Raw genomic sequence first — 26284 nt, forward strand, 5'->3', positions numbered from 1 at the left:
TTTGTTCCACGTCTTTCCGCCCCCGATTTCCGGCCCTCAGCCCTTGAGGACCGCCAGGAGTTGGCCGACGCCGACCGAGACCCCCTTGCCCACCTCGACCCGGAGCACCTCGCCGGCCCGCGGAGCGGTGATCTCGTTCTCCATCTTCATTGCTTCGAGGATGAACAGGACCTGGCCGGCCTTGACCGCCTGGCCGGGCGAAACCCGTACGTCCAGGATGACCCCCGGGAGCGGCGCGGTGATGCCGTCGGCCCCCGGCGGCAGGATGATCGCCGGGGCTTTGGCCACGGCGGCCTTTCGGGCCGGAGCCGCCGGGCCCGGCACGGCCGGCGGGACGGCCGGTCCGCCGGGCGGGGTCGGCCGGTCTCCGGCTCGGACCGGCCGCCCCGCGGCGAGTCCGATCTCCTCTATCTCCACGTCGTAGCTTTGTCCGTCGACGGTCACCCGGAACTTCCTGACGGTCATCTCCCGGACCCCTTTCGCCAATCCATTCTCATCCCGGACTGCATCAGACCGCGCCGGCCGGCGGCCGACCAGTCCGCCCTCGGGCGAACCTCGGCGCCGGGCGTCGGCCGCCCGGGATTGATGGAGACCCGCCACCCCGAACCGCGAAGGTCGCCGGCATCGTCAGACAGGCCGGCGGTTCCTTCCGTTGACCGCCCCTCCGCCAGCATGTACTCATCGATGGCGGCGATGATCGCTGCGGCCACCTCCGGCGGCGGCTCCCCGCCGGCCGTCAGCTTCAGCCGCCGCTCCCCGGCCGGTCGGGCCTTGCCCTTCGCCATCTCGCTCCCCTCCGCGTCCCGAAGCCCCCGGTCGTCAGACCGGGAGGTTGCCGTGTTTTTTGGGCGGCCGAGTCTCCCGCTTGGAACTGAAGACTTCCAGCGCGGCCGCCAAGGCCGCCCGCGTCCGCCGCGGGTCTATGACCGCGTCGATGTAACCCCGGGCCGCCGCCACATACGGGTGATGGAGCTTCTCGCGGTACTCCTCGATCTTCTGGCGACGAGTCTCGGGGGGGTTCGGCGACGAGGCGATGTCGTCTCTGAAGATGATGTTGGCCGCGCCCTCGGGTCCCATCACGGCAATCTCCGCCTGCGGCCAGGCGAAGGCCTGGTCGGCTCCGAGGGACCGGCTGCACATGGCCAGATAGGCCCCGCCGTAGGCTTTCCGGAGGACCACGGTCAGCTTGGGGACGGTTGCTTCAGAGTAAGCATAGAGCAGCTTCGCGCCGTGGCGGATGATCCCGCCGTACTCCTGATCCGTCCCCGGGAGATAGCCCGGCGTGTCGACCAGGGTCAGCAGGGGCACATTGAAGGCGTCGCAGAACCGGACGAAGCGCGAAGCCTTGTCCGAGGCGTTGATGTCGATGCAGCCGGCCAGCACCTTGGGCTGGTTGGCGATGATCCCGATGGGGCGCCCACCGAGCCTGGCGAATCCGGTAACCATGTTGGTCGCCCAATAGGGCTGGGACTCGAAGAAATCGCCATCATCGATGATGGGGACGATAACGTCCCGAACGTCGTAGGCCTTGTTCGGGTCGTCCGGGATCACCGCCAGGAGGCTTTCCCCCACCCGGTCGACGGGGTCGGCGGTCGGTGAGGCCGGCGGATCGCCGAGGTTGTTCGGGGGCAGGAAGCTCAGGAGCCTCTTCACCAGAGCCAGGCAGTCGTCCTCACTCTGGGCGTAGAAATGAGCCACCCCGCTGATCTGGTTGTGGGTCAGGGCCCCGCCCAGCTGATCGGCCGAGACCTCCTCACCGGTCACCGCCTTGATCACCTGTGGCCCGGTGATGAACATCTGGCTGGTCTGGTCGACCATGAAGACGAAGTCGGTCAGGGCCGGGGAGTAAACCGCTCCGCCGGCGCAGGGTCCGAGGATGACCGAAAGTTGCGGGATGACCCCCGAGTTGAGGGTGTTGCGGTAGAAGATGCTGCCGTACCCGTTGAGAGCGTCGACGCCCTCCTGGATCCTGGCCCCGCCTGAATCGTTCAGGCCGATGAACGGCACGCCCGCCTTGGCCGCAAGGTCCATGGCCTTGCAGATCTTGGCCGCGTGCATCTCCCCGAGCGTGCCGCCGATGACCGTGAAGTCCTGAGCGAAGGCAAAGGCGGGCCGGCCGTCAATCGTTCCATGACCGGTGACCACGCCTTCGGCCGGGGCCTCGATCCCGGTCATGCCGAACTCGGTCGCCCGGTGCCTGACGAACAGGTCGAGCTCGTTGAAGGTGCCCGGGTCGAAGAGGCGGTCGAGGCGTTCACGGGCGGTCAGCTTGCCCGCCTCGTGCTGACGCTCAACCCGCTTGGGGCCGCCGCCGGCCCGGGCCACAGCCTCCCGTCTTTCCAGGTCCTCCAGCTTGGCCGGCCGGTCGGCCCGGTCCGCCTTGACGACATCAGCCATGCTTCTCGTTCCCCCCGGTCCGCTCTACGAACTCGATCAAGACTCCGCCCGTGCTCTTGGGATGAACGAAGGCGACCAGCGTCCCGGAGGCGCCGGGCCGGGGCCGCTCGTCGAGGAGCCGGACCCCCCGCTCCTTGGCCCGCCGCAGGGTCGCCTCGAGGTCATCGACGCCGATGGCGATGTGTTGCAGCCCCTCTCCCCTGGATTCGAGGAACTTGGCCACCGGGCTTTCGGGCCCGGTCGGCTCCATCAACTCGATCCGTGATTCCCCTAAGGGTAGCATAGCCACTTTGACCTTCTGATCGGCAACCGTTTCCACGTGCGTGACCTCGAGGCCCAGGGCCTCCCGATAGAACCCGAGGGCCTGGTCGATGGAGTGAACCGCCACTCCCAGGTGGTCAATCCGCTTGATCAACCGTTCCACCTCCGCATGGTCATGCCCGCGGACGGACGCCGCGGGCGGTGCCCCTAATCACAAGTCTTAAGACTAACTCCTAGTATCCCAGGATTATGGTTCAACGTCCCGCCCCGATTCCCTCTCGGCCCCAACCATTTTCCGGATGAACTCGACCACTTTGGCCGTGGGCGTGCCCGGTCCGAAGAGCTCGGCGATGCCCTGCCGCTTGAGCTCCGGTACATCCTCGGTCGGGATGATCCCCCCGCCGATGACCAGCACGTCGCCCAAACCCTTGCGGCGGAGGGCCTCGACGACCCGCGGAAAGAGGTGGCGATGGGCGCCGGAAAGGATTGACAGCCCCACCACGTCGACGTCTTCCTGCAAGGCCGCCTCAGCGATCTGCTCGGGGGTCTGCCGGAGGCCGGTGTAGATGACTTCCATCCCGGCGTCCCGTAAGGCCCGGGCGATCACCTTGGCCCCCCGGTCGTGGCCGTCCAAGCCCGGCTTGGCCACCAGCACCCTGATCTTCTCCTGTGCCACAGGCCTCAACTCCACATAATTAGTGTTATGTACCCAGGCTCCGCCCCGCCGGCCCGTCGCCCGGATCACAGGGCGGTTGAAGCGTGATACTCCCCGAAGACCTTTCTCAGGATGTCGTTGATCTCTCCAAGGGTGGCATAAGCCTCGACCGCCTCGAGGATGTGGGGCATGACGTTGTCCCGGCCCCGGGCGGCCCCTTCCAGAGCCCCGAGGGCCCGGTCGACGGCTCCCCCATCCCGCGCGGCCTTGATCCGGGCGAGCTTGGCCCGTTGCCTCTCGGCCACCTCCGGGTCGACTCGGAGGAGCTCCCGGGGCCCTTCCTCCTCGACCTGGAACTTGTTGACTCCGACGATGACCCGGTCCCCGGATTCGATCTCCCGCTGGTAACGATAGGCGCTGTCGTGTATCTCAGACTGGATGAAGCCGCGCTCGATGGCCGCCGGGGCGCCACCCATGGCGTCGATTCTTTCGATGTAGTGCCGGGCCTCCGCCTCGATCCGGTCGGTCAGGGTCTCGACATAGTATGAGCCGGCGAGGGGGTCGATCGTCTCGGCCACGCCGCTCTCGTGGGCAATCAACTGCTGGGTGCGAAGAGCGATGCGGACCGAGTCCTCCGACGGCAGGGCAAGGGCTTCGTCGCGGGAGTTGGTATGCAGCGACTGGGTGCCCCCCAGGACGGCGGCCATGGCCTGCCAGGCCACACGGATGATGTTGTTGTCCGGCTGCTGAGCGGTGAGGGTGACCCCGGCGGTCTGAGTGTGGAAGCGGAGCATCCAGGAACGAGGGTTCTTGGCTCCGAAACGGCCGCGCATGATCCGCGCCCAGAGACGACGGGCGGCCCGGAACTTGGCCACCTCTTCGAGGAAGTCGAGGTGCGAGTTGAAGAAGAAAGACAGGCGCGGGCCGAAGGAATCGACCTCGAGGCCGGCCTCGACGGCGGCCTGGACGTAGGCGATGCCGTTGGCCAGGGTGAAGGCGACCTCCTGAACGGCCGTAGCCCCCGCCTCACGGATGTGATAGCCGCTGATGCTGATGGTGTTCCAGTCGGGCATCTCCCTCGCACAGTAAGCGAAGATGTCCGTGACCAGACGCATCGACGGGCCGGGCGGGAAGATGTAGGTTCCCCGGGCGGCATACTCCTTGAGGATATCATTCTGGACCGTCCCGTTGAGGGCCCTTGACGGGACCCCCTGTTTCCTGCCGACCGCCTGGTACATGGCCAGGAGCGTAGAGGCCGGGGCGTTGATGGTCATCGAGGTCGAGACCTTGTCCAGGGGGATGCCCGCGAACAGCGTCTCCAGGTCGGCGAGGGTGTCGATGGCCACCCCCACCTTCCCCACTTCCCCTTCGGCCAGTGGATGGTCGGAGTCGTAACCGATCTGCGTCGGCAGGTCGAAAGCCACCGATAGACCGGTCTGCCCGTGTTCCCGCAGGTACTTAAAACGGGCGTTGGTCTCCTCGGCCGACCCGAACCCGGCGTACTGGCGCATCGTCCAGAAGCGCCCCCGGTACATGGTCGGTTGGACCCCGCGGGTGAACGGGTACTCCCCGGGGAAGCCGAGGTCCTCCAGATAGTCTTGGTCGGCCAGGTCGACCGGGGTGTACAGGCGGTGGACCGGCTCCCCGGAGGTCAGCCGGAAGTCTTCCTTCTGTTCGGCGAACTTGGCCAGGGTCTTCTTCACCGGCCCCTCGGTCCAGGCGGTCACGGCCGATCTGATGCGCCCGACAGCTTCTTCATCGAAGGTCTTCCCGGCCCGGTCGGGCGAGCGTCCACCGCGCTCAACGGTCTTGTCGTCTGACAAACGCTTCCCTCCTTGTCAATCCCTTATGACCATGATTCCCCGTAAAAGCCCGGCCCCGCTGCCCAAGAGCGCGGCGGGGCCGGGTTGCCTGCTTCGTCTAGTGCGGCGGCGAGTGGTGGAGTGGGTCGATCAATGCAGCCAGCCGCGGACGCGCATGGCCTGGGCGACCCGGTCGACGGCGACCATGAAGGCCGCCTGCCGCATGTCGACATTCTGCTTCTGGTGCATGTTGAAGACGGAGTTGAACGACTCGATCATCATCCGCTCGAGCCGCTGGTTGACTTCCTCTTCGGTCCAGTAGAAGCTCATCAGGTTCTGGACCCATTCGAAGTAGGAGACGGTGACGCCGCCGGCCGACGCCAGGATGTCGGGAATGACGAAGATGCCCCGCTTGAAGAGGATCTCGTTGGCCTCTGGGGTGGTCGGCCCGTTGGCGGCCTCGCCGATGATCTTGGCCTTGACGTTCGGAGCGATGGCCGCGGTGATCTGGTTCTCCAGGGCCGCCGGGATGAGGATGTCGACATCCAACGTCAAAAGGGCCTCGTTGGAGATGTCCTCTGTCCCGGGGGCGCCCTTGACCGAGCCGGTCTTGTCCTTCCAGGCCAGGATGGCCTTGAGGTCGAGGCCGTGAAGGTTGTAGGCGCCGCCCTTGGAGTCGTTGACCGCGACGACCTTGGCCCCGAGGTCGCTCATGAGCTGGGCGGCAAAGCTGCCGGCGTTGCCGAAGCCTTCGACGGCGACCTTGGCCCCCTTGGGGTTGATCCCGAGCTTCTGGGCCGCTTCCTTGATGACGAAGACGCAGCCGCGGGCGGTGGCCGTGTTCCGGCCGGCGGAACCGCCGATGATCAAAGGCTTGCCGGTCATCAGGCCGAAGTTGTTGTACTGCCGGATCTTCGAGAACTCGTCGACCATCCAGGCCATGATCTGCGGGTTGGTATAGACGTCGGGAGCCGGGACGTCCCTCTCCGGCCCGATCAGCGGGGCGACCTTGTCGACCCAACCACGGCTGAGTCGCTCCAGTTCTCGCTGGGACAGCTCCTTGGGGTTGACTCTGATGCCGCCCTTGCCGCCGCCGTATGGCAGGCCGAGGACGGCGCATTTGAAGGTCATCCACATGGAGAGGGCCTTGACCTCATCGACATGCACGGCTGGGTGGAAACGAAGGCCGCCCTTGGTGGGGCCGGGGGCGTCGTTGTGCAACGACCGCCAGCCGCTGAACACCTTGACGGTCCCGTCGTCCATGGTCACGGGGATGGCCACCTCGATGACCCTCAGGGGCTGCTTGAGGAGCTCATACGCGGCAGGCTCGAGTTTCAAGGCATCGCAGGCCTTCTTGATCTGCTGCTGGACGATGATAAACGGGTTCATGGTCTCGCTCATTTGGACAGTTCCCCCCAAATCATCAGTCTGCTGCTAAGTCTATAGGCTGCGTCCCTTACCGCGATGGTCGCGCGACCCGGCGGATTATCTCGTCTCCGGCGGCCAACCCCGCTTCCAGGGCTCGCCGGTTCAAGTCCTCGGTGCCCTTCGGGACGCGGCTCAATACGGCCTGCTCGATGGCCGGTCGGGAGACCACGCCGGTGAGGGCGGTGACGGTTCCGAGAGCGACGATGTTGGCGACGATGTCCCGCTTGAAGGCCTCCCGGGCGATCCCAGTGATGGGTACGGAATAGGCCTTTCCGTCGATCTTCGGGATTTCCTTCACAAATGTTTCGTCGACGATCAACGTCCCGCCCGGGGCCAGGGACGGAGCGTACTTCTCACAGGCCTCCGGGTTCATCGCCAGGAGGATCTGAGGCCTCTGGACCTCCGGGTAATCGATGTTCCCCTCGTCCAGGATGACCTCGGCCTTGGAGGCTCCGCCCCGCGATTCGGGGCCGTAGGATTGGGTCTGGACGGCGTTCTTGCCGTCATAGATGGCCGCCGCTTCGGCCAGGATGATCCCGGCCAGGATGATCCCCTGACCGCCCTCGCCGGACAGCCTGATTTCGACCCGGGCCATCTCACCGCCCCCCCTTCAACCGCTCGGAGAGTCTGGCGTACTCCTCCGTGTACTCGGGGGCCTCGGTCTCGAAGTACTTGCCGATGATGAACTTGCCGGCCATCTCTTCCGGGGACAGGGCGGCCGCCTTCTCCGCCGTCACGGCGTGGGTCCGCTGCCATTCCAGCATGTCCGGGGCGGTCCCGATCTTGTTCCGCCGTCCATAATAGGTGGGACATTGGCTGACCGCCTCGACGAAGGAGAAACCCTTGTGTTTGATGGCCTGCTCGATCAGGCCCGAGAGAGCCCGGGCATAGTAAGCCGCCCCGCGGGCTACGAAAGTCGCCCCGGCCGCCCGGGTCAGGTCACAGAGGTCGAAGTTGCGCTCGATGTTCCCGAAAGGGGCCGTCGTGGCCACTTTGCCGGTCGGCGTCATCGGCGAGCACTGCCCGCTGGTCATCCCGTAGATCTCGTTGTTGAAGCAGACCGTGGTGAGGTCGATATTCCGGCGACAGGCATGAATCAGGTGGTTGCCACCGATGGCCGCCAGGTCACCATCACCGGCGACGACGATCACTCTCAAGTCGGGGCGGGCCAGCTTCAACCCGGTAGCGAAAGCCAGGGCCCGGCCGTGGGTCGTATGCAGGGTGTTGAAATCCAGGTATCCCGGGGCTCGAGAGGCGCAGCCGATGCCCGAGACCACGGCCACCTTATCCTTGTCCAGGCTCAAGCGGTCGATGGCCCGGACGACGGCCCCGAGGACGATCCCGTGGCCGCAGCCGGGACACCAGAGGTGGGGCATGTGGTTGGTCCGGAAGTAGGTCGAGAGGTCGGGCACGGTCAGGCCTCCTCGCTTATCCTGGCGAGGATCTCGTCAGGGGTAAAGAGTTCGGTGTCGACTCGGGCGAAGGGAACCACCCGTGCCGCTCCGTGGAGAGCCCGCTCGACCTCGCGGGAGACCTGGCCAAGGTTCATCTCTGGAACGATGAAGACCCGGCCGGTGTTGGCCGTCTCTTGAATGACCTCGTCGGCGAACGGCCAGATGGTCACCAGGCGGAGGAGCCCGGCCTTGATTCCCCGGGCCCGCGCCTCGCGGACGGCGCTCACGGCCGGCCTGGCCGTGCAGCCATAGGCGACCACGACGACCTCGGCGTCGCTCAGGCTTTCCCGAGCGACCTGGATGATCTCCGATCGCCTGGTCTCGATCTTGGCATTGATCCGCCGGAGGAGGAAATCCGATTCCGCGTGGTCGCCCGTGGGGAACCCATCGAGGCCGTGGAAGAGAGCGGTCACGTGATACCGGTACCCATCCCCGAAGTCGGCCATCGGGGGGATGTAGCCCTCCTGTCCCTCGTCACCGGGGGCCGGGCCATACGCCAGGTACTCATCCGCGTCGACTGTCGGCCGGCGCCGGTCGACGACCTCAATCGAGGCCGGGTCGGGCAACTCGACCTTTTCGCGCATGTGGGCGATGACCTCATCGGACAGCAGGATGACCGGGGTCCGCAGCTTCTCGGCCAAGTTGAAAGCCCTGACCGTCAGGTCAAAGGTCTCCCTGACGGACCAGGGGCTTAGGACCACCGCGGGATGGTCACCGTGGGTCCCCCACCTCGCCGCCATCACATCACCCTGGCCCGGCGAGGTAGGCTGCCCGGTGCTCGGACCGAACCGCTGGACGTCCACGATGACGCACGGGACTTCGGTCACCGCGGCGAAGCCGATGTTCTCTTGCTTCAGGGAGAAGCCCGGCCCGCTGGTGGCGGTCATCGCCTTGCGCCCGCCAAGGGAAGCCCCGATGACCGCGGCCATGCTCCCAATCTCATCCTCCATCTGGATGAACCGGCCGCCGATTCTTGGTAAACGCTCGCTCATCAGCTCGGCGATCTCGGTCGACGGGGTGATCGGGTATCCGGCGTAGAACCGGCACCCGGCGGCGATGGCTCCTTCGACGCAGGCTTCGTTCCCCTGCATCAACCTGATGCGGCTGCGCTCAGGATTCATCCCCGGCACCTCTTTTCTTCGGTCGGGGACTGACCACGGCGGCGTAGTCGGGGCAAAGGTTCTCGCAGAGTCCACAGCGGGTGCATTCGTCCGGGCGGGCCAGGGCGGGAAACCCGGACGGCCCGGTCTCGAGGGCCTTGACCGGGCAGAACCTGACGCAGACTCCGCACTTCTTGCACCATTCTTGGTTGAAGGTCACCGGCAGCGGTTCCACTTTGACCGCCCCGGCGGTCTGGGAAGCCACGGTAATCACTCACCTCGGTTGGATCAATGTATGCGGCGATTAGAGGGCGTCTGGTGGTGTGTCCACAAAGAAATGACCCGGTTTGGCCGGGCCAGGTGAACGAATTTCATATCGATCAGCGGCCGCGGTCGGCGTCGGGTATTCCCAGGGCGCTGGTTCCCGGCTTACGCGCTCGCCGGACTATTCCTTCTTCTCGCCGCCGGTCTCTTGGGCCTCTGCCTTCTTCTCTTCGGCCTTGGCCTCATCCTCATCCTTCTCTTTGGGCCGGTCCGACTTGGGGCCCTCGGTACGGACGTGGTCGACGCCAGCCTTGGCCATCTCGACCTCGACTCTGTCGGCGATCCTCAACTTGACCCGATCATCCTTGACTTCGGTGACGGTCCCGTACATCCCGCCGATGGTCACCACCCGGTCGCCCTTGTGGAGACCGGTCATCATCTGCTGGCGTTTCTTCTGATTGGTCTGCTGAGGCCGGATGATCAGGAAGTAGAACAGGACGACCAAGAGTAACAAGGGGAGAAGGCCTGCGAGTTGCTGACTAGTCATCGCTCGTCTCCTTTCGTGTGCCGGGGCACTCATACTGCCATTCGACGCCCAGGGAAATTCCCCTTCCTAGAAGTCTTCCCCGTGGAGGCGGTAGAATTCAGCCCGGAAAGCCTCGAAGCGACCCGCCTGGACGGCCCCTCTGACCTTACCCATCAGGTCCAGGATGAAGCAAAGATTATGCCAAGTGGTCAGGCGAAGGCCCAGGATCTCATTGGCCTTGAGCAGATGGCGGATATAGGCCCGGCTGTAGTTCCGGCAGACATAGCAGCCGCAGTCCGGGTCGAGGGGGCCGAAGTCTGATGCATAGGCGGCGTCCCTGACGGTCACTCGGCCGCGGGAAGTCATCACCGCTCCGTGCCGGCCCAGCCTGGTCGGAAGGACGCAGTCAAAAAGGTCGATCCCCCGCCTGACCCCTTCCAGAAGGGCGTCTGGTGACCCGACCCCCATTAGGTACCGCGGCCTGTCCTCCGGGAGCAGCGGGACAGTGTAGTCGAGGGCTTCGTACATGACCGGTTTCGGCTCGCCGACGGAGAGGCCGCCGATGGCGTAGCCGGGAAACCCAATGTCCACGGTGGCCCGGGCGCTCCACTCCCGCAGGGGCCGCTCCAGGCCGCCCTGGACGATTCCGAAAAGGGCCTGTCTTCGGGCCCTTTCGCCGGCCTCGCCGGGACTGGCCGCGGCCCGTTCATGGGCCTCCTTGCAGCGGGCCGCCCAACGGGCCGTGCGCTCGGTCGATTGCCGCTGGTACTCGAATTCGGCCGGGTAAGGGATGCATTCGTCGAAGGCCATCATCACATCGGAGCCGAGGGCCTCCTGGATCTCGACGGCCCGCTCCGGACTGAGGAAATGCTCCGAGCCGTCGAGGTGGGAACGGAAGGTGACTCCGTCCTCCTCGATCGTCCGCCGCTGCGACAGGCTGAAGACCTGGTATCCGCCGCTGTCCGTGAGGATCGGGCGGTCCCAGTTCATGAAGGCGTGGAGCCCCCCCGCCCGGCGGATGAGTTCGTGCCCCGGCCGCAGGTATAGGTGGTAGGTGTTGGCCAGGATGATCTCGGCCCCGATCGCCTTCAACTCGTCGGGGGTCATCGCCTTGACCGTCGCCTGGGTGCCCACCGGCATGAAGGCAGGGGTCTGGATCGGTCCGTGAGGTGTCGAGAAGACCCCCGTCCGGGCCGCCGTCCCCACGTCCCTACTACGCACTTCGAAGGTGAAGTGTTCCATGGTCGCTCCTCATAGGATCAGCATGGCGTCCCCGAAGCTGAAGAAGCGGTAGCGCCGGGTGACGGCGTCGGCGTAGGCCCGCATGATCAAATCGCGCCCGGCGAAGGCCGAAACCAGAAGGATCAGGGACGACTTCGGGAGATGGAAATTAGTGACCATGGCGTCGACCGCCCTGAACCGATAACCCGGATAGATGTACTTGTCGGTCATCCCGGCCGCCGGGCGGACCAGGCCATCCTCGGCGGCCACCGTCTCCAGGGTCCGAACGGCGGTCGTCCCCACGGCCACCACTCGCCCGCCGTTCCGCCTGGTCGCGTTGACCAGGTCGGCCGCCTCCGCCCCAAGCTCGAAGTACTCTTCGTGCATCTGGTGCTCCTCGATGACTTCCTCACGGATCGGTCGGAAGGTGCCGAGGCCGATGTGGAGGGTCAAGTAGGCCGTTCCGACGCCCATCCGGCGGCAACCCTCGAGGAGTTCGGGGGTGAAGTGGAGGCCGGCCGTGGGGGCCGCCGACGCCCCCCTGACCGTGGCGTAAACGGTCTGGTAGCGCTCGTCGTCGGCCAGCTCCCGGGTGATGTACGGCGGCAGGGGCACCCGGCCGAGGTGGTCCAGGATCTCCTCAAAGATCCCCTGGTATTCGAACCTGACCAGACGCGCCCCTTCGGCCACCCGGCCTTCGACGACCGCTTCCAGCCTGCCCCCGGCGAAAGAGATCCGGGCTCCCGGTTTCAGCCGTCGCCCCGGCCGGACCAGGGCCTCCCAGCGGTCCCGGTCGAGCCTCCGGAGGAGCAGCAGCTCGGCCGCCCCCCCGGTGGGTACCCGGCGCCCGATCAGCCGGGCCGGGATGACCCGCGTCTGATTGAGCACCAGGCAATCCCCGGACTTCAGGTAACCGGGGAGGTCTCGGAAAATGACGTGTTCGAAACGGCCGCTTTCCCGGTGGACGACCAAGAGCCGCGAGGCATCCCGCGGCTCGACCGGTTCCTGAGCGATCAGTTCGGGGGGCAAGTCATAATCGAATTCCGCTAGTCGCACGCCGACCTATCTGACCTCCACCTTCACGCCCTGGTAGTAATATTGGAGAATCCGCTGGTAATTATACCCTTTCTGGGCCGCCAGGGCTTGGGCGCCGGCTTGCGACATCCCGAGCCCGTGGCCATATCCGCGCCCGTCCACCCGGACGCCGGCCGGCACCAGTCGCCGGTTGATGACCACGCCGGCCGCCAACTTGGCCTGCTTCCCGTCCGCCCCGAGGACGGCCAGGCTGCCGGTAGGCGCCTTGACGGTCACCCCCCCGGCCCCGACGACGACCAACTCGCCCCCCTCGGTCAGTGGTGACGGGGTATCCTCCCAGTGTTCTAACTGGTTGACCAGGGTGTAGAGAGTGCTCCGGAGGTTGAGGATCCGGCGGAAGTCGTTGGCCTTCATCTCGGCCGTGCCAAAGCTGCCGGTCAGCCGGACCGAGGTATAACGGCCAGAGACGCCGCGGGTGCCGGCGGGGGCCGCCGCGTACAGTCGGCCTTTGGCATAGCCACCTTCGTTGACCTTCTTCTCCAGGTCACCGAGGGGGATCTCGGCGGTCCAATCATAGTACTGGTAGCTCTGGTCGAAATCGGGCACCCCACGGAGGTAAGGGGTGGCGGCGCTGAAGACGATCTCCGCGTTCTCGGTATGCCCGCCGGAGGAGGCATGGAAGAGGGCGTCGGCGACCCACCCGTTGTAGGTGATGACCTGGCCGGCAGTGGCTTGGACGGCGGCGTCGGTCCGCGGGTCCTCCCCGTCGATCCCCCCGAAGACCTGGGAGTCGACCGTGGCCAGGAGATCGAAGGCCTGGTCCGAAGAACCGCCCGAGGACATCTGGTAAAGGGCGTAACTGCGGGCCGCCACGGCCTGGGCTTTCAGCGCTTCCGGGGCCCAACTGGCCGGCATCTCCCGGGGGACGACCCCGCGAAGGTAATCCTCCAGGGGCAGTTGATCGACGGCCGTCAGCCCCTTGGCGCTGAGGCTGATCCGGAACTCGCCGCGATACGACGGGCCGTCGTCGAGCCGCATGAAGGCCACCGGCTGGGGGGCCGTCCCGGCCGGAGAGCCAGGCGGGATCTGAGGCACCGGGGCGACCTGGACGGGACCGGCGAATGAGCCGAAAGCGCCGGCGCGAATCACCCCGCCGGTCACCGTGAACTCGACCTCCCCCAAAGGCAGGGCCGCAACGACCTGCCCCGTGGCTAGGTTGACGACCTGGAAAGGCCCGGTGCAGCTGAGCTTGACCGAGGGGCGGTCAACGACCAGGCCGACCCGGATGGTGGGGTTGGACCCGACCGGTTGGCCGACGGGTGTGGTCCCCGGCCCGGGCGGCGGGGTCGTCGGCTCGTTGCCGGTCTGAGCCCAGGCGCTCGGGCCGAGGCTGACCAGGATGAGGATCAGGGACAAGGCGATGAGGCCGGCGAACCTCAGGCGAGAAGGCGGTCTGATCAAAGGGCTCTCCTTCCGGCTTTTCGACGTGACCCCCGACGAAGGGCCAGGTTTCGACGGCCCGACCGTCTTCTTCGACCAGGGCACCGCCATTCCCTGCCGCTTAGGTCCACGCCGCCCAACTCCACTTCCCCCGGACGCGCGCATGGCAAAGGCCGCGCCCACCGGCGCGGCCCCATCAGCCAACGGGCTAGTGCATTTTGACCTCGTGCTTGTGCCCTTTGCCCTTGTCCCCGGAATCGGATTGGGCCGGCCTCCCGCCGTCCCAGCCCTTCTCCAAAATTGAAGAGCCAAAGGAGCCCTTGGGCTCATTTGGCCTCGAGTTCTCAGCGATGCTGCCGGGCGAAGCGGTCAGGGCCGCCCCCTGGCCTGGTTCGAGCTGACCGGAGCCGGTTCCGGGCCCCGCTCGGCTCGAGTCCCCCGGACTGGCGGTGCCGGTGCCCTTGTCGTCCGACCCCTGTCCGCCCGGTTTTTCCCGGTCGTTGCCACCGTTGCCATCTTTGCCCGTGTCGTCCTTGGTGCCGGCGCCCTTATCGCCAGCTTGTTGGACGTCGTCGCCGGGCTTGGAGTCCTTGCCCTGGCCCTCCGTGCTCATCACGCCGGCCCCGTTCTGGCCGCCGGAGCCCTGGCCGCCGGAACCCTGGCCGCCCGTCTCCGCCCGCTCGCTGTCCCGCTCCTTCTTCTCCTTCTCCAATTTGCCCTTGTACTTCTCCGACAGTTTGTTGAAGTCTTTTTCGGTGTGAGCCCTCCCGACGATCTCGCCGACCTGGCCGCCCGCTTCCCGGATCGCCCGGCCGACGCCCTTCTCCAGGTCGTAAACCTTCAGGGGCAGCCCGGCGTCGGATGCGACGAGGTAGATGGCGTACTTACCGACGGACAGACCTTGTTCCTTGGCCAATTCGCGGGTGGCTTCGTCGGTGACGATCGTCTGGACCACCACGCCCAGTTCCTTCTGGCTCAGGAAGGACTCGGCGCCGGCCGCAGCCTCTTCGAGCGCCTTGTTGAAGGACTGGGGCAACGCCGCTCCGGGCTTGACCGGCACCGCGGCCACGATGACCAGGTTGTTCTGATCGGTCATGAAGCCGGCCTTGATGGCCGCCTCGGCCAGCTTCTTAAGGGCTTCGTCGAGTCTCATCCGGACCACGCTGGTCTGGGCCAGGACGGCGGCTCCGTCGTCGTTGGTCGGCGCGGCCGATACCACCCCGCCGCGCGCGTCTACGCCAAGGTCCATCCCGGGATTGATGTCGACGCTGACGTAGGCCAGGGCCGGCAAGGGCCGATTAGCATAGATGAAGGCGCCGGGAGCCATCAGGACCAGAGCCAGCACGGCGGCCGCGGCGACCAGGCGGAGGCGGGTCCAGGCGAAGGCCGGCCGACGCGCGGGGACCGCCCCAAGGCCCATCCTGGGCCTCTCCTGCTCACGGACAGCGCCGGACACCGTCACCTCGGCCTCGCCGAAGGTCACCTCTTGCCCTACGGACCATCCCGCCTCCGGAACCCGAACCCTGACGAACCGGCCCCCCGGCGTCAGCAGAACGGCCTTCCTCCCGGCTACCTCCAGGACGACCCCTCGATCGGCGGTCACTCGACTCGCCCCTCTCCCGCCCGACCTCTCGGGACCGGACGTCTCCTCGTGCGGCGTATTCACCAGCGAACGTACTCCTTCATGTATGGCAGGTCTTCCGACAGGATCAGGGCCAGGGCGATGATGTACTTGCGCTGTCGCTCCAGGGTCTTGCGGCTGACCCGGACCTCCTCGGCCAGGTTCTTCAAGGGCAACTCACGCCTTAGGCGCAGGTAAGCAAGGTATTCGGGGTTTCCGGCGACGACCCGCGCCGCCTCCTTCGCGTTCTGGCGGGCGTCCTCGTGGCGAGGGCACACCTCGGCCAGCTCAACAAGGGAAATCCCGTACTCCTCGAGGATCTCTCCGTAGCGCAAGACTTCCTCCCGGCGTTCCTCGGCCTCCTGGTTCTCCGAATGAGCCCGAATGGCCTGATCCCGCTCGATGGGGTTGAGGACATTGCCTTCCTCGTCCTCTTCCTCCAGGCTGGTCAGGGGAATCTCGCGCCGGCCCGACTCCTTGCGGTAGTGATCAACCAACCGCCGTTTGATGACTGTCTCGGAGAAGGCCAGGAACGATATCCCACGCGTCCCATCGAAAGCATCGATGGCCTCGTTGAAGGCCCCCAGGGCGATGCTTGCCTCGTCGTCCGCGCCAAGGCGGATGTAGCGACCACAAACCCGGGCCGCAACTCGCAGGGCGAACGGGGTGAACCCGCGGATCAGGTCCTCGCGGGCCTGTGCGTTTCCATGCTTGGCCTCATCGACCAGGAATTCCGGTTTTGCCTGAGGTTTGATGGGTTTTTCTTTCTGTCCGAAAAGAAAACCCACTCTTCCACCCCATTCACGGTACAGGATTTCGAGGCTTTCGGCGCCTTTCTGGGGGCCGGGCGCGGTTCCCCGGCGCGCCCCAGCGGCTCTTGCCCATCACCGCCGCCGAAAGACCAGGTTGAGCAGGATAGTCAGGACGGTCGACAAGAGGAGCATGGTGACCACCGGGAAGTAGAAGGTGAAATTGCCCCGGCGGATCAGGATGTCGCCCGGCAGGCGCCCCAGGCCCAGGTGCCGGCCGCCGAGGAGGAAACCGGCGCCGGCCAGGGTGGTGACGACCCCGATGATGATCATGACCCGCCCGAAGCCTTCAAACGGGGTTTGACCCGGCATCTCGCCTATCCCCCCAGACAGCGTTCCTTCTCGCTGAAGACGCAGCCACAGTAGTTCTGACGGTACAGCCCGTGCTCGACCGCCAGCCGCCGGCCTTCCCGCCAGCCCGGTCGGAAGTCCTGATAAAGGAAGCGAACCCCGTATCGCTCACCGGCCCGCTCTCCTTCCTCCCGGATGACCGCGTGGTCCTGATGCGGGCTGACCAGGAGGGTGGTGGTAAAGGCATTGAACCCGCCGGCGGCGGCCTCGGCCGCCGCCCGGTCCAGGCGATAGCGATAGCAGGCCCGGCAGCGGGCCGGTTTGGCTGGATTCTCGACCGCCGCCTTCAGGTATCCGGCCAGGTCATAGTCGCCGGGGGGAAGCAAACGAAGGCCGCTCTGGCCGGCATACTGCCAAAGGGTCGCCAGGCGGCGCTGGTACTCTGAATAGGGGTGGATGTTGGGGTTGAAGAAGTAGCCGGCAACCTCATGCCCCTCGTCCTTGAGGGCCTGGTGCGGGTATGTCGCGCATGGCCCGCAGCAAACGTGCAGCAAGACGGGCAATCGGGTCCCTCCTTAGAGCAACCTGCCCTGACCGGCTCCAGACCCGCCTGAGTCTTCCGGCCCTTCTCCCTCCGGCCGGCCGGGCCCCCCGGAGGCGACCGGTCCGCCGGGCCCGGTTCGTCCGGGCGTACCGTCTTGGACGGCTTGGGTCCTCTCGGGGGGACGAAGTCCGAGGTACTGGTAGCCCGAACGGGTGACAACGCGTCCGCGCGGGGTCCGTTGCAGGAAACCGATCTGGATCAAGAAGGGCTCATAGAAGTCTTCGATGGTTTCGACCTCTTCGCTTAGCCCGGCGGCCAGCGACTCCACTCCCACCGGGCCGCCGTCGAACTTCTCGACAATCGCCGCAATGAGGTTCTTGTCGGTCCGGTCGAGGCCGAGGGAGTCGATGCCCAGAAGGTCCAGCCCCTCCCCGGCGATCTGCCTGTCGATGACCCCGTCCCCGCGGACCTGAGCATAGTCGCGGACGCGCTTAAGGACCCGGTTGGCGACCCGGGGTGTGCCCCGTGATCGCCGGGCGATTTCCGCCGCTCCCTCCCCGTCGATCTCGACCCCGAGGATGGAAGCCGATCGGCGGACGATGTTCTCAAGTTCCTCGACGGAGTAGAATTCCAGCCGACTCAGGACCCCAAACCGGTCTCGCATCGGGGAGGTCAACATGCCGGCCCGGGTGGTCGCCCCGACCAGGGTGAAGCGGGGCAGGTCCAACCTCAGCGTCCGGGCGCTGGGGCCCTTGCCGATGACGATGTCGAGGGCGAAGTCCTCCATCGCCGGGTAGAGGATCTCCTCCACGGTCCGGTTCAGGCGGTGAACCTCGTCGATGAAAAGAACGTCCCGGTCGGCCAGGTTGGTCAGGATGGCGGCCAGATCCCCCGGCCGTTCGATGGCCGGCCCGGAGGTGATCCGGAGGTTGACCCCCAGCTCGTTGGCGATGACGTGGGCCAGGGTGGTCTTGCCGAGTCCCGGCGGTCCGTAGAGGAGGACGTGGTCGAGGGGCTCCCCGCGATCCTTGGCCGCCTGGATGAAGATGCCGAGGCGCTCCTTGACCGTTTCCTGGCCGGGAAACTCGGCCATCGTCCGGGGCCTGAGGGTGAGGGCCAGCCCGCCGTCTTCCGGCCGCGGCCGGGGAGTCATGATGCGCTGCTCTTCTTCTGCCACGATCAGGCCTCCTTAGCCCGGGCGACCAGGCGCAGAGCCAGGCGCACGAGCTCCTCGGGGCGACTCCCGGCGGACTGCCGGGCCGCCCGCTCCACCGCTTGGCCCGCCTCGAGCCGGCCGTATCCCAGGGCGACCAGGGCCTCCATGGCCTCGGCCCGGGAGTCGGCGGCTCTCGGCTCGATGACCTCGGGCGGACGGGTCTTCTCGATGAACGAGCCGACCTTGTCCTTGAGGTCGAGGATGATCCGCTGGGCGGTCTTCTTGCCCACCCCGGGGAGGCCCTTGAGGACCTCCTCATCCTGGAAGGCCACGGCCCGAAGGAAATCGCCGGGGGTGATCCCCGACAACACCCCGACGGCCACCTTGGGGCCGACCCCGGTGACGGTGAGGAGGAGGTCGAAGGTCTCCAACTCCTCGCGGGTGGCGAAGCCGTAGAGGACCAGGGCATCCTCGCGGACGTGGAGGTGGGTATGGAGGAGGACTTCGGCCCCGGCGCCGGGTAGGCGCGAACGAGTAGAGACGGGGACCTGGACTCGGAACCCGACCCCGCCGGTCTCGACGATGACCCAATCCTGTTCGACGTGGGCGAGGACGCCCCGCAAGAGGGCGATCAACGGCCTTCCCTCCTCTGACCGGCTCCGCTCACCGGGCCGCCCCGGACGGCCGCCGCCAGGCCGCTATGAAGGGCGCAGATGGCGATGGCCAGGGCATCGGCGGCGTCATCCGGGCGCGGGATCTCGGACAGGCCCAGGATGACCCGGACCATGTTTTGGACCTGCTGCTTATCGGCCCGGCCGTAGCCGACCACGGCCTGCTTGACCAGCATCGGGTTGTACTCCTCGACCGGCAGGCCCGCCCGGTGGGCGGCCAGCAGGACGATTCCGCGGGCCTCGCCGACCGACAGAGCCGTGGTCACGTTACGGTTGAAGAACAGCTCCTCGATGGCCAGACGATCGGGCCGGTGCCGGTCGATCAGCCCGTTGATCTCGTCGTACAGAGACGACAGGCGTTCCCCGCGCGGGCGGCCGGCGGAGGTCCGCAGGCAACCGTACTCGAGGGCCTTGACCTTCTGATTCTCTTCTTCGACGACTCCGAAGCCCATCAGGGACGTGCCGGGGTCGATACCCAGGACGATCAAGGAGCGCCCGCCCTTCCCGCCCGGACCATTTTTCCTCAGGTTTGCCAGGCGTTCTTGGTTATTCCACGTCCGGGCGAGCTTTCCCTTTTCTGGTCGATCGAGGCTTGACTGGCAAAACATAACCGCCGCAAGGATTTGCGGCGGCTGTCCGACAGGCCGTAAGGTCGGTAAGGCCGCAGCGCCGTCGGCCTGGCGCCCGGCCGGTGAGGCCCGGACGGCGGGGACCGGGTTCAGTCCCCCAACCCCTCCAGCAGCTCGGCCACGCCGTCGTCGCCCTCGACGGTGACCCCCTGGGACAGTCGGTCGCGGTCGGCCTGGCGGAGGCCCTCGACCTCGAGGACGATGAACTCCTTGAACATCAACTTGGGCGGCCGCCCGTAGTAGATGTTGACCCGATCACCTTCCAGCTTGACATAGCGGAAGCGCTCCATATCCGGGCACAACCCGTCGATCGACCTCGTCAGCTGGGCCTTCCCCTTCTCGAAGGTGGCCACGGTCCATTCGGGGTAGAGGTTGCGGATCCCCTCCAGGTTCAGTCCGATCATCTCCTGGGGCGGCGGACCGGTATCGATGACGGTGTCCCCACACTGCCGGTAGGTGGTGCTGAAGATGACCACCCAGTCCCCGCCGACCAGGACCCGCTCCGACGGGCCGACCGGCGTGTTCTGACCGCCCGGGACTCGCCCCAGCAGCCTGGGCAGCAGGCGACCAGGGCTGGGTAGGCCGGTGACCAGGGCCAAGACCATCCCGACGACCAGGGACGCCGCGAAGACGGCCGCCAGGAGTTTCCACGGCCATTTTCTCAAGCGAGCTCTCCCCCTTCGAGGGTCACTGACCCTCTCCTGGCTATGATTGCCAGCGGGGGGGCGGTCTATGCGCCCGCTTGCCCGGCGTTCGGCGGCCGTACGGGTCTCGGGTCGAGACAATAAGGGCCGGTTCAGCCCAAGGCTGACCGACCCTGCCATGACCTTCTGTTCCGATGATCCGTCGGCCGCCGCCCGGCCTGATCCTGGCCCTAGCCCTTGACCTCCAGGTTGGCGTGGACCTGCTGAACGTCGTCGTGCTCTTCGAGGAGGTCAAGGAGCCGCATGGCCTGGTCGGCCTTGTCCCCACTGAGCTCGGTATTGGTCGTGGGAACGTAGGTCAACTCGGCCTCGGCCGTCTTGATTCCCCGCTTGACCAGGTTCGACCGGACCTTCTCGAGTTGCTCCGGGACGGTGTAGATGACGTACTGGTCCTCTTCCTTCTGGAAGTCCTCGCCTCCAGCGTCCAAGCTGAGCATCATCAGGTCGTCCTCGGAGAGCTTGACGTCCTCCAGGTTGACCAGAATCTGCCCCCGCCGCTTGAACATCCAGGCGACGCAGCCGGTTGCCCCGAGGCTGCCCCCGTTCCGGTCGAAGATGTGGCGAATCTCAGCCGCCGTGCGATTCCGGTTATCGGTCATCACTTCCAGCATGACCGCCACGCCGGCCGGTCCGTAGCCCTCGTAGACGACCTCTTCGAAGTGGTCGGCCTCGCCGGCGCCGCTGCCGCGCTGGATGGCCCGCTGGATGTTCTCCCCCGGCATGTTGGCCGCCTTGGCCTTATCGATGACCATCTTCAGTCGGAAGTTGCCGTCGGGGTTGGGCCCTCCCTCGCGCGCCGCGATGATCAGCTCCCGGGCGATCTTGCTGAAGACCTTCCCCCGGGCCGCGTCGACCCTGGCCTTCTGTCTCTTGGTGGTGGCCCACTTGGAATGGCCTGACAAGCGTCTCTCCCCCTACGAGCTGATTGACGTAAGACCCGAGTCTAATTCTAGCACATCTCTGGCTCCCCTGGCAAAAGTGGAAAAGGGCGCCCGGACGGGCGCCTACCCATCGGCGCCATGAAGCGCCCCTGGGTTCGTTCCACCTCTAGACCATGGCAATCGGGGGCAGCCGGCGCTTGTGCTCACTCCCGGTCATCCGGGACCGGATCTTGGCGACCACGTCGGCGGGTCCATTCCCGGTCAGGAGGAACTCATCGAGCTGGGCATAGGTCAGGCCCATCTCCCCCTCGTCGGTCTGCCCCGGCCAAAGGCCGGCGGTCGGCGGCTTATCGACGACCCTGACCGGCACGCCGAGTTCCCTGGCGACCTCGCGGACCTCGGCCTTGACCAGGTTGCCCAGGGGAAGCAGGTCCACTCCTCCGTCGCCGTACTTGGTGAAGTAGCCCATCGCCAGCTCACTGCGGTTCCCCGTGCCGATCACCAGGTAGCCCCGGAGATTGGCGTGGTAATAGACGGTCATCATTCGCAGCCTGGGCTTGATGTTGGCCAGGGCGAGGGCCTCGGACGAACCCCCGGGCGGTGGCGGTCCTTCGGCCATCCCGAGGACCTCGATGAAGCGGTCATAGATGGGGCTCAGGTCGACGGTCTTGATCGGGACCCCGAGCGCTGAAGCGACCAGAAGGGCATCCTCCTGGTCGACGGGTTGGCTGTGGCAAGGCATGATGAGGCCGAGGCAGCCGTCGGGAAAGGCGCGCCGACAAAGGCCGGCCACGACCGCCGAGTCGATCCCCCCGGACAGGCCGAAGGCGCAGCCCTTGCCGCCGGCCGCCGTGACCTGGTCCCTGATCCATCGGACCAGGCGGTCGACCCGTCCGGCGACGTCAGTCATCGGTGTCACGACGATCCGCCCTTTCGTGTCCCCTTCAGAGTCTCGTTCATGCTCCCCGTGCGGTATCCCCCGAGGTCCATCGTCACGTAGGTGAACCCGAGCTCCTTCAAGCGGGCGGCGACCCGCTCACGAGCCTCGACGAGCCGGGCCATATCACCGGGCGCGACTTCGATTCGGGCCACGTCTCCGTGATTCCTCACCCGGAGTTGCCCCAGACCCAGCTGATGGAGGAACTGTTCCGCTCCGGCCACCCGCTTGAGTTCCGGTCGGGTGATCCGCCGCCCGTACGGGAAACGCGAAGCGAGGCAGGCCAGGGCCGGCTTGTCCCAGGTGGGCAGGGCGTGGGCGCGCGACAAGGCCCGGATGTCGGCCTTGCCAAGCCCGGCCTCCAAGAGCGGACTTCTGACCCCCAACTCCGCCGCCGCCTGGCGGCCCGGCCGGTGATCGGACAGATCGTCGGCGTTGGTACCGTCGAGGACCGACCCGAGCCCCTTCGTCCGAGCGATCTCGGCCAACTTCCCAAAGAGCTCTTGCTTGCAGTAGTAGCAGCGGTTTGACGGGTTGACGGCGAACTCCTCGTTCTCGAGTTCCGCCGTCTCGATGAGCTCGAACCGCACCCCGAAGGCGGTGGCCAGGTCCCGGGCGGCGACGATCTCCTCAGGGAAATAGGTCTCCGATGAGGCGGTGACCGCCAGGACCCGTTCTCCGAGGGCTTCTTTGGCCTCCCAGAGCAGGAGGGTGCTATCGACACCGCCGGAGAAGGCCACCACCGCCCCGCCCAGCCCGGCCAGGACCTCGCGGAGATGGGCCTCCTTCTCGGCCAGCTCCGGCCCGATCGACTGGCCGGCGTTCACGACGGTGGGCTGGCCCAAGCGAAACGCACCTACCCTCTCAACCACAAGTATTCCCGCCGCAACAGCCGCCGTGGCCGGCGTGGGGCGGGGGCTCGGCCGGGGCCTCTCCCGACTGGGCCCCGTCTTTCAAGACCAGCAGACGGAAGCACGGCCCTTCGGGGGTGATCCTAACCACCAGGTGGCCGGCCCCCTTCAGGCTCCTGGGGACATCGCGAACCGGCTGCCCGTCGTCAAGGAGCACCGAAAGATACCCCCCGCTGGGGATATCCTCCAAGGCCAGCATGGTGTGGATAAAAGTATAAGGGCAGAACTCGCCGCGCAGGTCGAGTTGGGGAACCTCACGATTATCTTGGTCCATTCTCCGGACTCCCTTCAACGATCAGCGACGCCTCCTCCACCCGGCCGTCGACGATGTGGAAGGCCCTGACCGCCGGCTCCCCTCGGAGGGAGACGATCACCTGAAAGGCCTCCGGGTAGTAAGCCAGCCGGACATCCTTCGGCGAGGGTCTGGCGTCGCTGGTCGGGTGGGAGTGGTAGATGGCGGTCAGCTCCAGGCCGTCCCGCTCCATCTCCTGCATCACTCGGAACTGGTCCTCCGGGTCGACTCGGTAGTCGAAGGGGCTTCCCTCGACGTTCCTCACCTTGCAGACCCGGGTGACCCGGCCGCCGAGACCGACCAGGAGCCCGCAGGCCTCGTTCGGCCGCTCGTCCAGGCAGTGGACGATGATCTCACGCATTTGTCCCGCCGACAGGCGGAGCGCCGCAGAATGCTTCATAATCGATCAATCCCTTGATGGTCGGGTGGTCTCCGCAGACCGCGCAACCGAGGTCGCTCCGCAGCCGGACTTCGTCGAACCGCATTGACAGGCCGTCGAAGAGGAGCAGGCGGCCGGCCAGGGTCTGTCCGGCTCCCGTCAGGAGCTTGAGCGTCTCCAGCGCCTGGATGGTGCCGATGATCCCGGGCACGGGTCCGAGGACGCCGGCTTCCTGGCAGCTGGGGACCGTGCCGGGAGCCGGTGGGGACGGATAAAGGCAACGGTAGCAGGGGCCCGCCCCCGGGATGAAGGTGCTGGCCTGCCCCTCGAAACGGAGGACACTGCCGTGGACGAAGGGCCGCTTGGTCAACACGCAGGCGTCGTTGATCAGGTATCGGGTGGTGAAATTGTCGGTAGCGTCGACGATGACATCGTACCCGGCGAACAGCTCGAGGGCGTTGGCGCTCGTCAGACGGCCGTCGTGGGCGACCACCTCGATGTCCGGGTTCAGCCGGTCGAGCTTCTCTTTGGCCGACTCGACCTTCAATCGCCCGACGTCAGGCGTGTGGTGGATGATCTGCCGCCCAAGGTTGGAGAGGTCGACCGTGTCGCCGTCGATGATCCCGAGGCGGCCGACCCCGGCCGCGGCCAGGTAGCAGGCGGCCGGTGAGCCGAGCCCGCCGGTGCCGACGATCAGGACCCGACCGGCGGCGATCTTCCGCTGGCCGGCCGGACCGATCTCAGGCAGCAGCATGTGCCGCGAATAGCGCTTGATCTGATCGGAGCTGAGACCGCCCCGACCTGGAGAACGTGTTCCTTGCTCTCCCATTGGTGGCCCTCCCTCCTTGGGCTTTTCCGCCTCAATCCTAACCGTCCGCGAACGGGCTGTCAACCGAACCGCGGCCGGGGAGCCCCGCCGGCGATGGCCGGGATGATCGAGACCTCATCGCCGTCCTTCAGCAGGGTGGTGAGACCGTCGGCGAAACGGACATCCTCCTGGTTGACGTAGATGTTGATGAACCGACGGATGTTCCCGCCCTCGTCGAGGAGCTTCCCGGCAAAGCCGGGGTAGTCCTGGTCGAGCTGGCGGATGAGTCCGCCGACGGTCCCGGCCTCCACCGAAAGCTCGGCCGAGTTCCCGGCCATCCGGCGCAGCGGGGTCGGGATTCGTACTTTGCAGCTCAAGGTCAAGCCCCCTCCTTTTGGCGCAGGGTCTTCTCGAACTCCTCGAAGCGCGGCTCAATGGCCCCGGGAGCGCCGGCCAGGCAGCCGTCGATGGCCTCCACCGTCTTCAGACCGTTGCCGGTGATGTAGGCCACGGTCACTCCCTCCACGTCCAGCCGCCCTTGCTCGGCCAGTTTCCGCAGGACGGCCACGGTCACTCCGCCGGCCGTCTCGGTGAAGACCCCCTCGGTCCGAGCCAGGAGCCGCATGCCGTCGACAATCTGGTCGTCGCTCACGTCGTCGATGTACCCGCCGGTCCTTCTCACCGTGCGCAGGGCGTACTCGCCGTCGGCCGGACTGCCGATGGCCAGGGACTTGGCGATGGTCGCCGGCTTGACCGGACTGACCACCTCGGCCCCGGCCTTGAAGGCCCGGGCCACCGGGGCGCACCCGGTCGCCTGGGCGCCATAGACCCTCGGTTCCTTCCCCTCGACCAGCCCCAGCTTGAGGAGTTCACGGAAGCCCTTGTTGATCTTGGTCAGGACCGAACCGCCGGCGATCGGCGAGACGACCTGATCCGGGATCTTCCAGCCGAGTTGCTCGGCGGTCTCGTAGGCCAGGGTCTTCGAGCCTTCGGAGTAGAAGGCCCGGAGGTTGATGTTGACGAAGGCCCACCCGTAGCGGTCGGCGACTTCGCTGGCCAACCGGTTGACTTCATCGTAGTTGCCCCTGACCGTGACCAGGTTGGGCTGGTAGATCAAGGTCCCCAGGACCTTCCCCACCTCGAGCCCAGCCGGGATGAAGACATAGCACTTCAAACCGGCCCGCGCGGCGTGGGCGGCGACCGAATTGGCCAGGTTGCCCGTGGAGGCGCAGGCGACGGTGTCGAAACCGAACTCGATGGCCTTGGAGACGGCCACGCTGACGACCCGGTCCTTGAAGGAGTAGGTCGGGTTGACCGAGTCATTCTTCAGGTAGAGGTTCCTCAGACCGAGTTCCCGCCCGAGGTTCTCGGCCCTCAGCAGCGGGGTGAAGCCGGTCCCCAGGTCGATCACCCGCTGGCCGTCAACGGGCAGGAGTGACCGGTACCGCCACATCGACGGCGGCCCGCTCTCGATGGAGAAGCGACTGACGGCCGCCCTCAGGGCGTCATAATCGTAGTCGACCTCGAGCGGTCCAAAACACTCGGAGCAAATGCTGATCGGGCCGACCGGGTAGGTCTGGCCGCATTCGCGGCACCTCAGCCCTTTGACGTAAGACACGCCGAACCCCCCCTTAGAAAAATCAAAGACCTCTTCCGGACGGAAGAGGTCGAAATGACCAAAGCCACGAAGGGCGCGGTCGGATCGCCTCCTCTCATCTTTCAGGACGCCGCCACTAGGCGTTCCTGTCGGAGTTGGCACCTTTTCCCCGCCGCCCGGCCTGATGGAAGCCGGGGGCTGCGGACGGTTGCCGAGGCTTCATCGGGCCGTTCCCTTCGCCTCTCTGGATAAGGGAGCAATTGCTGCTATTTGGTTGTTGGAACCTATATTAGCACCCCCAGGGGGTATCGTCAAGAGTCAAGTTTGGTTCGGTGTTGTTGGACTGTGATATTGTCACCCTTAAGTGGGACTGAGAGAATGTCACCATGAGAGGGGACATTTTTTCTTTGAGCGACAAGGAAGTGATCCGGCTTTACGAGATAAGGCAGGCGGTTGAGGGCCTCAAGACGG

Annotated in this window: 30 protein-coding genes, 1 pseudogene and 1 riboswitch; all 31 genes and pseudogenes read right to left on the minus strand. The window is 66.3% G+C overall.

Annotated elements, in window-relative coordinates; all coding sequences use genetic code 11:
* Positions 1-36: 36 nt before the first annotated feature.
* Positions 37-465 (minus strand): biotin/lipoyl-containing protein, encoded by a 429-nt coding sequence (locus tag VGL40_10060; protein ID HEY3315601.1) that lies wholly within the window; start codon positions 463-465, stop codon positions 37-39.
* A complete protein-coding gene (locus VGL40_10065) occupies positions 462-785 on the minus strand; it encodes a hypothetical protein (GenBank protein ID HEY3315602.1) in 324 nt (107 codons plus the stop codon). The genes VGL40_10060 and VGL40_10065 overlap by 4 nt, the downstream gene beginning before the upstream one ends.
* 34 nt (positions 786-819) lie before the next feature.
* Entirely contained in the window at positions 820-2397 is a 1578-nt protein-coding gene (locus VGL40_10070; protein HEY3315603.1) for a carboxyl transferase domain-containing protein, read from the minus strand.
* Positions 2390-2812 carry a methylmalonyl-CoA epimerase gene (gene mce / locus VGL40_10075; GenBank protein HEY3315604.1) on the minus strand — a complete coding sequence of 141 codons (423 nt, stop codon included), beginning with the start codon at positions 2810-2812 and terminating at the stop codon, positions 2390-2392. The genes VGL40_10070 and mce overlap by 8 nt, the downstream gene beginning before the upstream one ends.
* Positions 2813-2905: 93 nt before the next feature.
* Complete coding sequence (locus tag VGL40_10080; protein HEY3315605.1) at positions 2906-3334, minus strand: cobalamin B12-binding domain-containing protein; 429 nt, start codon at positions 3332-3334, stop codon at positions 2906-2908.
* A gap of 65 nt (positions 3335-3399) precedes the next feature.
* Entirely contained in the window at positions 3400-5040 is a 1641-nt protein-coding gene (locus VGL40_10085) for a methylmalonyl-CoA mutase family protein (GenBank protein HEY3315606.1), read from the minus strand.
* A gap of 225 nt (positions 5041-5265) precedes the next feature.
* A complete protein-coding gene (locus tag VGL40_10090) occupies positions 5266-6516 on the minus strand; it encodes a Glu/Leu/Phe/Val dehydrogenase (GenBank protein HEY3315607.1) in 1251 nt (416 codons plus the stop codon).
* A gap of 55 nt (positions 6517-6571) precedes the next feature.
* Positions 6572-7138 carry a 2-oxoacid:acceptor oxidoreductase family protein gene (locus tag VGL40_10095; GenBank protein HEY3315608.1) on the minus strand — a complete coding sequence of 189 codons (567 nt, stop codon included), beginning with the start codon at positions 7136-7138 and terminating at the stop codon, positions 6572-6574.
* Between the two features lies 1 nt (position 7139).
* Positions 7140-7919 carry a 2-oxoacid:ferredoxin oxidoreductase subunit beta gene (locus tag VGL40_10100; GenBank protein ID HEY3315609.1) on the minus strand — a complete coding sequence of 260 codons (780 nt, stop codon included), beginning with the start codon at positions 7917-7919 and terminating at the stop codon, positions 7140-7142.
* Between the two features lie 38 nt (positions 7920-7957).
* Positions 7958-9118, minus strand: coding sequence for a 2-oxoacid:acceptor oxidoreductase subunit alpha (locus tag VGL40_10105; protein HEY3315610.1), 1161 nt, complete (start codon positions 9116-9118; stop codon positions 7958-7960).
* Positions 9108-9362, minus strand: a complete 255-nt coding sequence (locus VGL40_10110) for a ferredoxin family protein (GenBank protein ID HEY3315611.1) — start codon at positions 9360-9362, stop codon at positions 9108-9110. The genes VGL40_10105 and VGL40_10110 overlap by 11 nt, the downstream gene beginning before the upstream one ends.
* A 180-nt stretch (positions 9363-9542) precedes the next feature.
* Entirely contained in the window at positions 9543-9908 is a 366-nt protein-coding gene (gene yajC / locus VGL40_10115) for a preprotein translocase subunit YajC (protein HEY3315612.1), read from the minus strand.
* A 66-nt stretch (positions 9909-9974) separates the two neighbouring features.
* Complete coding sequence (gene tgt, locus VGL40_10120; GenBank protein ID HEY3315613.1) at positions 9975-11129, minus strand: tRNA guanosine(34) transglycosylase Tgt; 1155 nt, start codon at positions 11127-11129, stop codon at positions 9975-9977.
* A gap of 9 nt (positions 11130-11138) precedes the next feature.
* Positions 11139-12164 (minus strand): tRNA preQ1(34) S-adenosylmethionine ribosyltransferase-isomerase QueA, encoded by a 1026-nt coding sequence (gene queA, locus VGL40_10125; GenBank protein ID HEY3315614.1) that lies wholly within the window; start codon positions 12162-12164, stop codon positions 11139-11141.
* Positions 12165-12170: 6 nt separating this feature from the next.
* Complete coding sequence (locus tag VGL40_10130) at positions 12171-13604, minus strand: SpoIID/LytB domain-containing protein (GenBank protein ID HEY3315615.1); 1434 nt, start codon at positions 13602-13604, stop codon at positions 12171-12173.
* Between the two features lie 187 nt (positions 13605-13791).
* Entirely contained in the window at positions 13792-15186 is a 1395-nt protein-coding gene (locus VGL40_10135; GenBank protein HEY3315616.1) for an anti-sigma factor domain-containing protein, read from the minus strand.
* Positions 15187-15245: 59 nt separating this feature from the next.
* On the minus strand, positions 15246-15992 hold the full coding sequence (sigI, locus tag VGL40_10140; protein HEY3315617.1) for an RNA polymerase sigma factor SigI: 747 nt from the start codon (positions 15990-15992) through the stop codon (positions 15246-15248).
* Between the two features lie 96 nt (positions 15993-16088).
* The gene (locus VGL40_10145) at positions 16089-16325 is read right to left on the minus strand and encodes a DUF2905 domain-containing protein (protein HEY3315618.1); all 237 of its coding nucleotides are present in this window, start codon (positions 16323-16325) and stop codon (positions 16089-16091) included.
* Between the two features lie 5 nt (positions 16326-16330).
* On the minus strand, positions 16331-16867 hold the full coding sequence (locus VGL40_10150; protein HEY3315619.1) for an epoxyqueuosine reductase QueH: 537 nt from the start codon (positions 16865-16867) through the stop codon (positions 16331-16333).
* Positions 16868-16879: 12 nt separating this feature from the next.
* A complete protein-coding gene (gene ruvB, locus VGL40_10155; protein ID HEY3315620.1) occupies positions 16880-18001 on the minus strand; it encodes a Holliday junction branch migration DNA helicase RuvB in 1122 nt (373 codons plus the stop codon).
* 26 nt (positions 18002-18027) lie between these two features.
* Positions 18028-18639, minus strand: a complete 612-nt coding sequence (gene ruvA, locus VGL40_10160) for a Holliday junction branch migration protein RuvA (GenBank protein HEY3315621.1) — start codon at positions 18637-18639, stop codon at positions 18028-18030.
* A complete protein-coding gene (ruvC, locus tag VGL40_10165) occupies positions 18636-19163 on the minus strand; it encodes a crossover junction endodeoxyribonuclease RuvC (GenBank protein HEY3315622.1) in 528 nt (175 codons plus the stop codon). Before ruvC ends, ruvA begins: the two co-directional genes overlap by 4 nt.
* Positions 19164-19393: 230 nt before the next feature.
* Complete coding sequence (locus VGL40_10170; protein HEY3315623.1) at positions 19394-19969, minus strand: BofC C-terminal domain-containing protein; 576 nt, start codon at positions 19967-19969, stop codon at positions 19394-19396.
* Between the two features lie 209 nt (positions 19970-20178).
* The gene (locus tag VGL40_10175; protein HEY3315624.1) at positions 20179-20910 is read right to left on the minus strand and encodes a YebC/PmpR family DNA-binding transcriptional regulator; all 732 of its coding nucleotides are present in this window, start codon (positions 20908-20910) and stop codon (positions 20179-20181) included.
* Positions 20911-21055: 145 nt separating this feature from the next.
* Complete coding sequence (nadE, locus tag VGL40_10180) at positions 21056-21799, minus strand: NAD(+) synthase (GenBank protein ID HEY3315625.1); 744 nt, start codon at positions 21797-21799, stop codon at positions 21056-21058.
* A gap of 5 nt (positions 21800-21804) precedes the next feature.
* Positions 21805-22671, minus strand: coding sequence for an ATP-dependent sacrificial sulfur transferase LarE (gene larE, locus VGL40_10185; protein HEY3315626.1), 867 nt, complete (start codon positions 22669-22671; stop codon positions 21805-21807).
* A gap of 19 nt (positions 22672-22690) precedes the next feature.
* A complete protein-coding gene (locus tag VGL40_10190; protein ID HEY3315627.1) occupies positions 22691-23011 on the minus strand; it encodes a sulfurtransferase TusA family protein in 321 nt (106 codons plus the stop codon).
* Positions 22998-23390, minus strand: coding sequence for a M67 family metallopeptidase (locus tag VGL40_10195; GenBank protein HEY3315628.1), 393 nt, complete (start codon positions 23388-23390; stop codon positions 22998-23000). The genes VGL40_10190 and VGL40_10195 overlap by 14 nt, the downstream gene beginning before the upstream one ends.
* Before the next feature lie 22 nt (positions 23391-23412).
* Positions 23413-24237, minus strand: a pseudogene (moeB, locus tag VGL40_10200) (molybdopterin-synthase adenylyltransferase MoeB).
* A gap of 59 nt (positions 24238-24296) precedes the next feature.
* On the minus strand, positions 24297-24593 hold the full coding sequence (locus VGL40_10205) for a MoaD family protein (GenBank protein ID HEY3315629.1): 297 nt from the start codon (positions 24591-24593) through the stop codon (positions 24297-24299).
* Positions 24594-24595: 2 nt separating this feature from the next.
* The gene (locus VGL40_10210) at positions 24596-25834 is read right to left on the minus strand and encodes a threonine synthase (protein ID HEY3315630.1); all 1239 of its coding nucleotides are present in this window, start codon (positions 25832-25834) and stop codon (positions 24596-24598) included.
* Positions 25835-25925: 91 nt separating this feature from the next.
* A riboswitch (SAM riboswitch) is annotated at positions 25926-26068 on the minus strand.
* Between the last annotated feature and the right edge of the window lie 216 nt (positions 26069-26284).

It is taken from the genome of Bacillota bacterium (assembly GCA_036504675.1).
Classification (GTDB): Bacteria; Bacillota; Sulfobacillia; order JAJYWN01; family JAJZPE01; genus DASXUT01.

What these genes read in the sequence shown, in the direction of transcription:
- nadE (HEY3315625.1), bottom strand. Translation starts at nt 21,799, where the DNA reads ATGACTGACGTCGCCGGACGGGTCGACCGCCTGGTCCGATGGATCAGG.
- VGL40_10095 (HEY3315608.1), bottom strand. Translation starts at nt 7,138, where the DNA reads ATGGCCCGGGTCGAAATCAGGCTGTCCGGCGAGGGCGGTCAGGGGATC.
- VGL40_10195 (HEY3315628.1), bottom strand. Translation starts at nt 23,390, where the DNA reads ATGCGTGAGATCATCGTCCACTGCCTGGACGAGCGGCCGAACGAGGCC.
- VGL40_10065 (HEY3315602.1), bottom strand. Translation starts at nt 785, where the DNA reads ATGGCGAAGGGCAAGGCCCGACCGGCCGGGGAGCGGCGGCTGAAGCTG.
- VGL40_10090 (HEY3315607.1), bottom strand. Translation starts at nt 6,516, where the DNA reads ATGAGCGAGACCATGAACCCGTTTATCATCGTCCAGCAGCAGATCAAG.
- VGL40_10145 (HEY3315618.1), bottom strand. Translation starts at nt 16,325, where the DNA reads ATGCCGGGTCAAACCCCGTTTGAAGGCTTCGGGCGGGTCATGATCATC.
- VGL40_10105 (HEY3315610.1), bottom strand. Translation starts at nt 9,118, where the DNA reads ATGAATCCTGAGCGCAGCCGCATCAGGTTGATGCAGGGGAACGAAGCC.
- VGL40_10100 (HEY3315609.1), bottom strand. Translation starts at nt 7,919, where the DNA reads ATGCCCCACCTCTGGTGTCCCGGCTGCGGCCACGGGATCGTCCTCGGG.
- tgt (HEY3315613.1), bottom strand. Translation starts at nt 11,129, where the DNA reads ATGGAACACTTCACCTTCGAAGTGCGTAGTAGGGACGTGGGGACGGCG.
- yajC (HEY3315612.1), bottom strand. Translation starts at nt 9,908, where the DNA reads ATGACTAGTCAGCAACTCGCAGGCCTTCTCCCCTTGTTACTCTTGGTC.
- VGL40_10070 (HEY3315603.1), bottom strand. Translation starts at nt 2,397, where the DNA reads ATGGCTGATGTCGTCAAGGCGGACCGGGCCGACCGGCCGGCCAAGCTG.
- ruvB (HEY3315620.1), bottom strand. Translation starts at nt 18,001, where the DNA reads ATGACTCCCCGGCCGCGGCCGGAAGACGGCGGGCTGGCCCTCACCCTC.
- VGL40_10060 (HEY3315601.1), bottom strand. Translation starts at nt 465, where the DNA reads ATGACCGTCAGGAAGTTCCGGGTGACCGTCGACGGACAAAGCTACGAC.
- VGL40_10190 (HEY3315627.1), bottom strand. Translation starts at nt 23,011, where the DNA reads ATGGACCAAGATAATCGTGAGGTTCCCCAACTCGACCTGCGCGGCGAG.